The organism is Anaerotignum propionicum, assembly GCF_024461735.1.
Lineage (GTDB): Bacteria > Bacillota > Clostridia > Lachnospirales > Anaerotignaceae > Chakrabartyella.
On the sequence record NZ_JANGAD010000005.1, the window covers coordinates 260,477 to 272,204 of the forward strand.

Sequence of the window (11,728 nt, forward strand, 5' to 3'; positions counted from 1 at the left end):
AGTACCTAGATAATTGAGTTGGGTCTTTGCTTTGACGTGGAGGTTTAGAATGAAGCTAATTAGAGAAGGTTTAAATGATAAAGAATTTTGGGGAGAAAATGAAATAAAAATACCAACTTATAGTATAGAAACGACACTCAAAAACGCAAAGGAAACCCCTAAATGGATTCATTTTGGCGGGGGGAATATTTTTAGAGGCTTTATTGCTAGATTACAAGACGAATTATTGGAAAAGGGCTTGGATAATGTAGGCATTATCGCCGCCGAAACCTTTGATTTTGATATCATTGATAAAATTTATAAGCCCTATGATAATTTGGTTTTATCAGTAGGTCTTCGGGCCAATGGAGAGACGAAAAAGCAGGTTTTGGCCTCCATTTGTGAGGCAGTTAAGGCTAGCACAAGGGAGGAAAATGATTTTGAAAGGCTTAAGAAAGCTTTTCAGAATCCATCATTGCAAATGGCAAGCTTTACAATAACCGAAAAAGGCTATGCGTTAAAAGATAGTAAGGGCAATTATTTCAAAGCCGTTTTGGAAGATTTCGAAAAAGGTCCCACGAAGGCAAATCACGCTATGTGTATAACCGCAGCTTTATTATTGGAACGCTTTAATGCAGGACAATATCCTGTGGCTATTGTGAGCATGGATAACTGCAGTCATAATGGTGAAAAGTTGAAAGCTTCTGTGCTGGATGTGGCTGATAAATGGCTGGAAAAAGGTTTTGTGAATCAGGCATTTATTGATTATATCAGCAATGAAAGCATGGTTAGCTTCCCTTGGTCTATGATTGATAAAATTACACCAAGACCAGCTAAGGAGATTGAAGAAAATCTAATTAACCTGAGTTTAGAGGAAATATCCCCGGTTATCACTAATAAGGGAACCTATATTGCTCCCTTTGTGAATGCTGAAATTCCTGAATACTTAGTAATAGAGGATAATTTCCCCAATGGTCGCCCAAGATTAGAAGAGGCAGGGGTATATTTTAGCGATAGGGATACGGTAAATAAAAGTGAAACCATGAAAGTAACCACCTGCCTAAATCCACTGCATACAGCGCTGGCGGTATACGGCTGTCTATTAGGTTATGATAGTATTGCAAAAGAAATGAAAGATAACGAACTGAAGAAGTTGGTTGAAAAAATAGGTTATGATGAGGGGATTAAAGTAGTAGTGGATCCTAAAATAATAAACCCACGAAATTTTATTGACGAGGTAATCAATGAAAGACTGCCAAATCCATTTATTCCCGATAGCCCAGCTAGAATTGCTACGGATACTAGCCAAAAGGTAGCCATTCGCTTTGGTGAAACAATGAAAGCCTATATAAAAAGTCCAATTTTGGACGTGAATGCGCTGCAGTTTATTCCTCTTGCCATAGCCGGCTGGTTTCGTTATTTATTAGGGGCAGATGATGGGCTAAAGCCTTTCAAAATCAGTGATGATCCTATGCTTTCTGATTTACAAGAGGGGTTAAAAGAAATTAAGATAGGGAATAAAGACAGTTATAAAGGTCAATTGAAGCCATTTTTGGCAAACAAGGTCATTTTTGGCCTAGACCTAGTAGAGGCAGGGCTGAGTGAAAAAATTGAACTCATGTTTTTAGAGCTTATTGAAGGCAGTGGAGCAGTTAGAAAAGCATTAGTAAAATATTTAGGTTGATTTTTAAGGAAGTATCCTTAAAGATAAAGCGTTCCGTTTTGATTCACAGAAGGGGAACGAGTCGGATTGTAAAAAGGAGAGGAGAAAAAGTATGAAAAAACATGTAGTAAGCTTATTATTAGTAAGTGCATTATGTATCGGCAATTTAGCGGGCTGTGGCGCAAAGCCAGCCGCAAGTGGCGATGCTGCTCCTGCTGAGGTTGTTACCATCAAAGTTGGTGATAACTGGGCTGAAACCCATCCAATGGCAATGGCCATTGATAACGTATTCAAAAAGCAGGTGGAAGAAAAAAGTGGGGGTTCTATTAAGGTAGATGTCTATCACTCCGGCACCTTGGGTAATGAAACAGAATTATGGGACGGCGTTCGTAATGGCGCGGTTGAGGTTGCAGTTATCGGTACTTGCATGAATCAAGAGTTTACTACTATGTTAATTTCAGACTGGCCATTTCTCTATAGAGATATAGAGCACGCAAAAAAGGTTTGGACTGGCGCAATTGCAGAAGAGTTAAATGGCAAGTTCCATGAGAAATTCCCAGAAACCTATATTTTAGGTTGGGGCCCTAACTCTGCAAGAACCTTTACAAGCAATAAGAAGTTAGAAAGTGTTGACGATTTTAAGGGTCAAAAGTTTAGAATGCCTGCTAACCCTATTCATGTTGGTATTGCTGAAAACTTGGGTGCAAGCGCACAGGTTATACCTTTAAATGAGCTTTTCTCTTCTCTTGAAACAGGCGTAGTTGATGGGCAAGATAACGGTATGGTTACAGTTAAGAGTGAAGCTTTATATGAGGTTCAAAAATACTTATACGAAACCAACCATATTATTGCTACTTTAGAGATTATCACCAATGCAAAATTTATGGATTCATTAAGCGAAGAGCAACAACAAATCATTAAAGATGCCGCAAAAGCAGCTTCTGAACAGGCTTGGACAGATTATATTGCAAGTGTTGATGCTGACCGTCAATTTTTAATCGACAATGGTGTAACCGTAACCCCTTGTACAGAAGAGGATAAAGCGCTTATCATTGAAAAAATTCAACCAACCCTTGATAAGCTGTATGCTGAAAATGATTGGGCAAAAGAATTAGTAGAAAAAATTCAAGCGGTTCAATAAGTAATTTCTTGAACGATTCTTTCTGAAAGGGCGTATTACACGTACGCCCTTTTTTAAAAACAAGAAAAGGAGGGAGTGGCTAAATGAGCTCCGGTATTTCTAACAAGATGTCTGGTATAACAAAGGTGATTAATTTTTTATTTCGTACCATTGAAATTCTGATTGCACTTTTTTTAGCTATTATGATTATACTTACGTTCGCCAATGTTGTGCTTAGATTTGTGTTTCATAAAGGCTTTGCTTACTCAGAAGAGGTTGCTAGAATTAGCTTTATATATTTGGTTTATTTAGGTTCTATCGTAGCGATGAAAGAGAACAATCACTTAATGGTAGATTCTTTAATTACTAAGGTACCAATTGCAGCCAAGAAGGTAATTTATTTTCTTATTCAAGTCATAACAATTTGGATTATGGCACTGCTTACCCAGGGGGCTTGGCAAGTATCTTTACTGAATAAAAATAATTCATGGGTAGTAACCCATTACCCAGTTTTCTTTATTCAATTTGCAGGGGTTGTTTTGGGGATTGCTTTTATTATCATTTGTATTGTTAATCTAATTAAATTAATCGTCTTTAAGGAGGACCCCCTTGATTTGATTAAGCCACATGATTCAGGAGAAGACCCTTTTGCAGATTTTGAACAAGACAAGGCGGTGTTAAAATGATACTTACCTTAACTATGTTTTTGGTATTTTTAGTAGGCGGTATCGCTCTTGGGCTGCCTATCGCAATTGCACTTATATTTTGTGGGATTTGTACGGCGCTATATTTAGGAGGTTCTAATGCTAACGTTCAGATTATTGCCACGAAATTGATGAGTGGAACAGATAGTGTAACCATGATGGCTCTGCCTTTTTTCGTTATGGCTGGGGAATTAATGAATAGAGGCGGCCTTACAAAAAGAATTATTAATTTCTGTAATATTTTTGTAGGTAGAGTGAAAGGTGGTTTAGGCTATGTAACGATATTAGCTTGCTTAATGTTCGCTTCTCTCGTAGGCTCTGCTGTAGCTTCTACGGCAGCCCTTGGGGCTATTTTAATACCCATGATGGCTAGAAGCGGTTACAACAGAGCAAAGGCCGCCGGATTAGTAGCTTCGGCTAACATCGTGGCTCCCATAATGCCACCATCAATACCTATGATTGTTTATGGTGTTTCGGCCGGTGTATCTATAAAATCGTTATTTATGGGGGGCATTTTCCCAGCTATTTATTTTACGATTATTATGTGTGGCGTTTGGTTCTTTGTTTGTAGAAAAGACGGTGTAAAATCTAATGATCCTCCACTTTCCTTTAGGGAAACGATTAAGGTTTTTTTAAGTGGCTTATGGGCATTATTACTACCTGTTATTATTTTAGTGGGTCTTAGAGGCGGCGTCTTTACGGCTACAGAGGCTGGAGTGGTTGCCGTAGTTTATGCACTATTTGTAGGTGTCGTTGTTTATAGAGAATTAACGCTAAAGGATTTATTTACTTCCTTTATATCGGCGGCTAAAATGTCGGCGGTGGTAATGTTCTTGGCGGCGGCGGCTAACGTAGCGGCATACCTTATGACAGTTTCAAGAATACCCCAAGCCATTACCGAGTCTCTTTCCGGTTTAACAAGTCATCCCCTTCTACTAATGACGATTTTAATGACAATTATTATAGTCATGGGCACTTGCGTGGATGTAGTTCCTACTATATTAATTATGACGCCCATTATGCTGCCTCTGATTACGGCTGCGGGAATAGATAAAGTTTATTTTGGTATCGTGTTTACCCTTGCTAATGTTTTGGGCTTAACCTCACCGCCAGTGGGACCTGTTCTTAATGTCGCCTGCGCCACAGGGAAGGTCAGGATGGAAGAAATAATTAAGCCTGTTATACCTTATTATATATTCCAAGTTGCACTGGTGTATTTGTTTATATTATTCCCGGGGCTGGTAACTGTACCGTTAGGCTGGTTAGGGGGTTAATCAATTGGGCTGTACTTATGAAACGAATGTATAGCGCAATGAAATACGAAAATATATCATTAAGATATCCCCAAAGGTGCATGCCTTGAGCGATAATGTTCAAAAGTTTAAAATTGGTTATGAGTCCAAATGAGTCTTTTGGTATGTTTTAAGGCAACATCCTCAGGGGCTTAAGGGGAGGGGGAACCGTTTACAATGTTTTCCCCATAGTCATAGGAGGTCAATAAATGAAATCAGGAATAATAGAAAAAGTTGGTGTTATTAAAATAGAAGAAACACCCATGCCTAAAATAGAAAAAGCCAATGATGTTATTATTAAAGTAAAATACGTAGGCATTTGCGGCTCGGATGTACATATTTATCATGGACAAAATGCTTTCGCTAAATATCCTCTTGTTTGGGGTCACGAAATAGTGGGTCATGTTCATGAGGTTGGAAGTGGGGTTACCAGAGTAAAGGTGGGCGATAGAGTGGTGGTAGAACCTTTTATCGCTTGTGGTAAGTGTTACTCCTGCAAAAACGGGAGACGAAACGCATGTCAAGAACTAAAGGTTTTCGGGGCGCATATTGATGGAGGCTGTGCTGAATATTTTAAGATTCCGGAAAGCAACGCCCATATATTGCCAGATAACGTATCTTTAGAAGATGCCGTTTTAATTGAACCCTTTACCATAGGGGCGCAAGCCTGTTATAGAGGACAAGTGGCAAAGGACGATTTTGTTTTCGTAATGGGTGGTGGAACGATAGGACTTACGGTGGCTGAAAATGCCAAAATTTTAGGAGCTAGAGTCATTTTGTCCGATGTCGTGGATGAAAAATTAAATTTTGCGAAAAAACATGGGGTTGAGTTTACCATAAACGCTATAAAAGAAAATGTAGCAGATAGAATTTTTGAAATTACTGGTGGAATGGGAGCAAATGTGGTCATTGACTCTATTTGTAATAAAAAGAGTTTCGAAGATGCCTTAACTTTCGTCTCCAATGCAGGTAGAGTGGTAGAATTAAGCTTTAATACAACTCCTAGTGAGATTGCGCCTATATCGTTGTCTAAAGGTGAGGTTAGTATTATGGGTTCACGGCATCAAACAAATCGTTTTCCTGTGGTTATTGATTATATAAAGGAAGAAAAAATAGTATTTGAAAATTTTATAACTGCATTTTATCCTCTAGAGGATATGGAAAAAGCTTTTAAGTATATTGAAGAGAATCCAGATAAAACTAGGAAAATAGTTATAAAAATGTATTGATTTTTATTTTACTTTTACTTAGATTCTTTGCCCTTTGGAAGGAAGTTTTGAAACGGGGTTTAATGCCAGTTAGGTTATAATAATAATCATGCATTTGATCAGGCTATGCTACTTGAAGTGTAGCCTTTTGTTGACAAAATAAAGTTTATTTCTTGTTGTTTTAAACTATTGAAAATGAAATTAATTTATGATAGTGTAGATAAGAAATGAGAGGGGGTAGGAAAAATGAAGGTTAGAGAAAAGATGAAGCGTGAAACCTCTAGAGAATATGCGTTAAGCGTATTGAAAGATAATATAATAAACCTTGATTTAAAGCCTGGAACTTTAGTGAGCGAAAATACAATGGCTTTGGAGTTGGGTATTTCTAGAACCCCCGTTAGAGAAGCCCTAAGCGAATTAGCCAATATAGGTATCGTGGAGGTTTTTCCTCAAAGAGGAAGTAGAATTTCTTTAATTGATTATGATATGATAGATGAAACCTATTTCATGAGAAATTTGTTGGAATGTGGGGTCGTTAAAGAGGTTTGTCGGGTTATTCATGAGGCGAATATAGCTGAGTTAGAAGAAAACCTGCGTATTCAAAATCAATATTGTATGAATAATAATCCCGAAGGGCTTTTTGAGGCGGATAATGCATTTCACAAAATGCTTTTTCAAATTGCCAAAAAGTCAAAGTGCTATGATGTGGTTAGAAGCTTTTCCATTCATTTTGACAGGTTAAGATTACTTAAGGTTTCTGCCAGTGTTGGAGCGAATAAGATTGTTGAAGACCATAGAGCAATTTTAGAGGCGATTAAAGAAAGGGATGGGGAAAAAGCCGTTACCTTTATGCAACAACATTTAAAACAGTATGAACAGGAAAGACAAGAATTATTGAATAAATTTCCCGAGTATTTTAAGTAAAAGACAAGCTGTTGCTTGTCTTTTTTATTTTCTGGATAACTTTTTCGGGTGAAAGTACGGTGTTATTTTATTGCCATCTGCAAAGGGAACTTACTCGTATTCATTATTAAAATAGAAATTTAGCTGCCTTTTGAAACATTATTTTTGAAAATATAAAAAAAGTCATTTTTGTTCATTAAAGTGAGAATCGCTATTTGTGGGGAATACATAGGCCATAATTTTTGCTATAATTTCTAATATAAAGGGAGGTTAGATGTTTACCATGGATCAGAAAAAAATAGGAAAGTTTATAGCTGAGTTAAGAAAAGATAAAGGTATGACGCAAACAGAATTAGGCAATAAGATTGGAGTTACAAATAAAACAATTTCTCGATGGGAAAATGGGAATTATATGCCTGATATATCTGTTTTTCCGCTGTTGTCTGTTGAACTGGGCATCAGTGTTAATGAGTTACTTTATGCTGAACGCTTAAAGGAGTCAGAATTTAAAGAAAAAGCTGATGATCATTTAATAGAAACACTGAATCATATCAAAAATTTCAAACATGATAAATCTTTGATAGATTTTTTAACGGGAGCTGGCACAGGTATAGTACTATCATGTATGTACTCACCGTTTTCTGTAAAAAGAACTATAATATTATTCATGGGTGTTGCCATGATTGGAATTGGTTGGTATAAAAAAGCAAAATATGATAAGAAAATATTTCAGTATTTAGGCAATGGGCAATAGATAATGAAATTAAGATTTATAGCAAAGTAATTTTAATCCAAAATACCTTTGGAAAAAAGGTGTTTTAGTTTGATTTGTAAAAGGGAATTTCTAAGAGTTAATTCACATGAGTCCAAAACAGAGCAGATACCATCATACCTTCATATAATAAAAGTAGTCAAATGACTTTTTTCTTTGAATAGTAGGATGGAGGTTCCCATTATGAATAATTTTCTATATGGTTTGACTGGAGAAATTGTCACTCCTTTTGATCCGGTTTATAGTGAAGCAAGGCAAGGCTTTAATACAGCGATTCAGCAGTTTCCTTTAATTATTGTATATTGTACAACAAAAAATGATGTTTCTAATGCTGTCATTTGGTCGAGAGGGCATTGTGTGCCAATTCGTATACGCAGTGGAGGACATAATTACGAAGGGTATTCCAATGGTGATTGCACTTTAGTGATCGATATAAGTCAAATGAATGACATGAGTATTGATGAAAGTTCAGATGAGCTGACTGTTCAAGGTGGAGTTACCAATAAACTGGTATATGAATTTGTAGCATCCAAGGGATATCCTTTTCCAGGGGGAACTTGTCCCACCGTTGGAGTAAGCGGATATGCACTAGGAGGAGGCTGGGGACTTTCTTGCCGAAATTTTGGTTTGGGTTGTGATAGTTTAAAGGAGATTGAGTTAATTAATTATGAAGGTAGTGTGATTAAAGCCAACCGTGAAAGCCATTCCGATCTTTTCTGGGCATGCCGTGGGGCTGGTGGAGGTAATTTCGGTATAATCGTATCTATGACCTTCAATTTACCTCCAAAGGTAAGAAATGTGACGCTGATTGAGATAGATTATTTAAATGTTCATGAGCAAGAACAAGAAGAATTTCTTTATGTATGGCAAGAATGGTTAAAAACAGCGGACCAACGAATTACTTTGATTGGTAGGGTTTATCATTCTTCTGCGGATGGATTGGGCATGCTGATTAGAGGAATATTTTATGGTTCGGCGGAGGTTGCTAAGGAAATGATGGCTGATTTTCTTGCCCTTGATAAGGCAGAATATAATATTGAAGCTATGACATTTCTTGAGGCAGTTACAATCATTGGAAGTGTCTACCCCGCCTCAGAAAAATTTCAATCTGCAAGTCGTTTTGCTTTCAGGGATTTTACATCAAATGAAAGAATGGAGCTTGTAGATCTTATAAAGAGACGTTCCCCTGGGTCTGTATTTGCGGGAATTTCATTATATGCATTAGGCGGCAGAGTATCAGAAATAGAGACTGATGATACTGCCTTTTACTATAGAAAGGCAAAATATATAATGTGGCTTGAAACAGTTTGGGAAAAACCCAGATACGCAAAAGAAAATAGAGAGTGGGTTGACAATCGATTTCCTTACCTTGAGGCAATCACAATCGGTTCTTATGTAAATTTTCCTTATGGGGAACTATATGACTATTTGCATGAGTATTATGGAACACATGTTAGAGCATTGAAAAAGATAAAGAAAAAATATGACCCTAAAAATATTTTCGCCTTTCCGCAAAGTTTAGAAAGGGTGGCATGTTGTAATGATGGGGTATCATTTTATGCTCAATACTACCCCCTAGAAGATGATATGGAGGGGAATTTAAACGAAACAGGGGAAGAAAACTATAGAGGTTTTCGATATGTATCTAAAAGATAAAACGATTCACATGAAAGCATCGAGAAAAAAGTTCGGTGCTTTTCTTTTTTATTAGATGTGTTTTCTACGTTTCACCTATAAAATAAGAATGATTCCTAAATCATTGTGTCTATTTCATTTTTTATATGTCAATTAAAGGTTGGGAATGGACATAATCACGATTATTATTACTTAAAGTAAAATACCTTGTAAAAGATAATTTTAAAGACTACAATAAGAAGAAAGAATAATTAAGTGTAACTTGGATTTTCAAAACAGTATACATCGTTCTGATAGAAGTGTTTTTGTAACACTTCTTCTTTCAGTATTGTATTTTTGCAGAGAGGGAAGAGACATGGGAGAGAAATCGGCGACAGTTTTGGTTGTTGAAGATAACAGCTTTAGCTGGGAGTTCTTTAAGGCTGTTTTATCTGGTTTGGGTATAATGTCGGAGGTTGCAAAGGATGGACTAGAAGCTATTTCTATGCTTGAGAAGAAAACATTTGGATTGGTTTTTATGGATTGTCAAATGCCGAATATGGATGGATATGAAGCCACTAAAAAAATACGTGCCATGGGCAATACCTTTTATTCAATACCCATTATTGGAATATCTGCCACGGTAACAGATGAAATACGGGTAAGATGTTTTCGTAGTGGGATGAATGATGTGTTGGAAAAACCCGTTGAAATTGGATTTCTTAAAGATATGATAGATAAATATTTACCAAGTCAGGAGAATGGAAGATTGAATCAAAAGGTAACTGATTTTGATTGGGAATTTAATTTTGATGATGCAGTTTCATTACTATGTAAGGAAATGAAAATATCTATTGGAGAGGCTACTAATTTATTGAAAGATTTTTTTTATATCAGTAAGAAGCTTCTTTTAAAGATAGAAACTGCAAGTTTAAGTGGCAATCAAGCGGATGTAGCTAAGTATGCCCATCAAATAAAAGGAATGGCTTCTATGATGCGCCTTAGAAAAATTCAAACAATAGCAGATAAGTTGGAAAAGGGCGGCAACCAAATGACATGGGAGTTGAATCAGCTGAAAAAGGCACTGTTTGCGGATGGTATTGGTGAAGTTGAGGGGTTTTCGATGTGATTAAAATACTTATTGTGGATGATATGATTATTTTGCGCGAATGTCTTAAACTAGTGATAGGACAAAATTCAGAACTTGAGGTTGTTGGTTGTGCTGGCGATGGCAGAGAAGCTGTTGATTTGTGTGTGAAATTAAAGCCTGATGTTATCCTTATGGATTTGAATATGCCAGTATACTCTGGTCATGATGCAATATTCGAAATAAAAAAATTAGAACCAAGTACAAAAATTCTGGTTTTGTCGGTGGAAGACGATGAAAAAAATATAGCAACAGCTTTTAAAAATGGTGCAGATGGATATGTTTCAAAAGATATTGTTCCAGAGGAACTTTTTGCGGTAATTAAAAAAGCTTATGCAGGAGAGAAGTATATACAAGAATTTGCGTTTTACATAAAAAGAGAGGTGGTCGCTTCAACAATCTGTATTGGTACTGAGCAAAAATTTTGTGTGGAGCTGACAGAAAGACAGAAAGAAGTTTTAGACTTAGTGGTACAAGGCATGACAAATGAGGAAATTGGAGATACAATTGGAATGTCAGCAGGAAGAGCAAGAAATATAGTGGCGGAATTGATTTCTAAATTTATGGTGAAAAACCGTACACAGCTTGCAGTTATGGCTGCTACCACCCAAATGAGTCCGGATAGGAAATAATATCAGAGGTTTGAATGATACATATATTTTCAGTGTATTGTTGTCTCAAAAAAGGGCTTTTTCATTAATACAAAGGTAAATTTGAATTAAAAACAGAAAAGGACATTTTATCCTTGACAGAACAGAAAGGGCATGTTATTATAAACTTCCTTGCTGAACAGCTTGGAAAATTTAAACAACTTTTCGCAGAAGTGCGTATTTCATTAAAAGCAGAATTGCGACAAAAAAGTTTAAAAAAATTGAAAAAAGTATTTGACAAGATTGAATAAATCTGGTAAGATAGATTTCGCTGCTGAAACAGCGAATTGATCCTTGAAAACTAAACAGTAGAGATACAAACACACAACCCATAGTCAATTCTGTCAGTGAGTTTCGAGCTGATTGCGAAGCGACCGACCAACGCCGTCAGGCGAAAGAGGAAGCGGAACGGGGAGAAACGAGCGGTTTTTCACGAAGTGAAAAAGACGACCGCAGCTGACAATAAAAAAGACAAAGAGTTTACCGATTTCGAAAAAATCGGAAAGTAAGCCAGACATTAAGACTGGCAGGACAAAACTTTAATATAAGAGTTTGATCCTGGCTCAGGATGAACGCTGGCGGCGTGCTTAACACATGCAAGTCGAGCGGAGATATGAAATTGGAGAGCTTCGGCAGGAAGATTTCATATTTTAGCGGCGGACGGGTGAGTAACGTG

The 11,728-nt window shown here is 36.8% G+C and carries 11 protein-coding genes and 1 rRNA gene; all 12 read left to right on the forward strand.

Features of this window, described 5'->3' with window-relative positions; genetic code table 11:
• Positions 1–49: 49 nt before the first annotated feature.
• Entirely contained in the window at positions 50–1,663 is a 1,614-nt protein-coding gene (locus NE558_RS08955; protein WP_256149683.1) for a mannitol dehydrogenase family protein, read from the forward strand.
• A gap of 91 nt (positions 1,664–1,754) precedes the next feature.
• The gene (locus NE558_RS08960) at positions 1,755–2,783 is read left to right on the forward strand and encodes a TRAP transporter substrate-binding protein (protein WP_066048459.1); all 1,029 of its coding nucleotides are present in this window, start codon (positions 1,755–1,757) and stop codon (positions 2,781–2,783) included.
• Positions 2,784–2,866: 83 nt separating this feature from the next.
• Positions 2,867–3,448 (forward strand): TRAP transporter small permease, encoded by a 582-nt coding sequence (locus NE558_RS08965; RefSeq protein WP_256149684.1) that lies wholly within the window; start codon positions 2,867–2,869, stop codon positions 3,446–3,448.
• Positions 3,445–4,740 carry a TRAP transporter large permease gene (locus NE558_RS08970; protein ID WP_256149685.1) on the forward strand — a complete coding sequence of 432 codons (1,296 nt, stop codon included), beginning with the start codon at positions 3,445–3,447 and terminating at the stop codon, positions 4,738–4,740. Before NE558_RS08965 ends, NE558_RS08970 begins: the two co-directional genes overlap by 4 nt.
• Positions 4,741–4,967: 227 nt before the next feature.
• Positions 4,968–5,987, forward strand: a complete 1,020-nt coding sequence (locus NE558_RS08975; RefSeq protein WP_256149686.1) for a zinc-binding alcohol dehydrogenase family protein — start codon at positions 4,968–4,970, stop codon at positions 5,985–5,987.
• A 225-nt stretch (positions 5,988–6,212) separates the two neighbouring features.
• Positions 6,213–6,890, forward strand: coding sequence for a GntR family transcriptional regulator (locus tag NE558_RS08980; protein ID WP_256149687.1), 678 nt, complete (start codon positions 6,213–6,215; stop codon positions 6,888–6,890).
• A 253-nt stretch (positions 6,891–7,143) separates the two neighbouring features.
• Positions 7,144–7,623 (forward strand): helix-turn-helix domain-containing protein, encoded by a 480-nt coding sequence (locus tag NE558_RS08985; RefSeq protein WP_256149688.1) that lies wholly within the window; start codon positions 7,144–7,146, stop codon positions 7,621–7,623.
• Between the two features lie 201 nt (positions 7,624–7,824).
• A complete protein-coding gene (locus NE558_RS08990; protein ID WP_256149689.1) occupies positions 7,825–9,297 on the forward strand; it encodes an FAD-dependent oxidoreductase in 1,473 nt (490 codons plus the stop codon).
• A gap of 334 nt (positions 9,298–9,631) precedes the next feature.
• Positions 9,632–10,384: a response regulator gene (locus NE558_RS08995; protein WP_256149690.1), complete on the forward strand. Its 753-nt coding sequence runs from the start codon at positions 9,632–9,634 to the stop codon at positions 10,382–10,384.
• Complete coding sequence (locus NE558_RS14625) at positions 10,381–11,034, forward strand: response regulator (RefSeq protein ID WP_256149691.1); 654 nt, start codon at positions 10,381–10,383, stop codon at positions 11,032–11,034. The genes NE558_RS08995 and NE558_RS14625 overlap by 4 nt, the downstream gene beginning before the upstream one ends.
• Positions 11,035–11,147: 113 nt before the next feature.
• Complete coding sequence (locus NE558_RS09005) at positions 11,148–11,303, forward strand: hypothetical protein (RefSeq protein ID WP_256149692.1); 156 nt, start codon at positions 11,148–11,150, stop codon at positions 11,301–11,303.
• Positions 11,304–11,592: 289 nt separating this feature from the next.
• Positions 11,593–11,728: ribosomal RNA gene (locus NE558_RS09010) — 16S ribosomal RNA — on the forward strand; the annotation flags it as partial.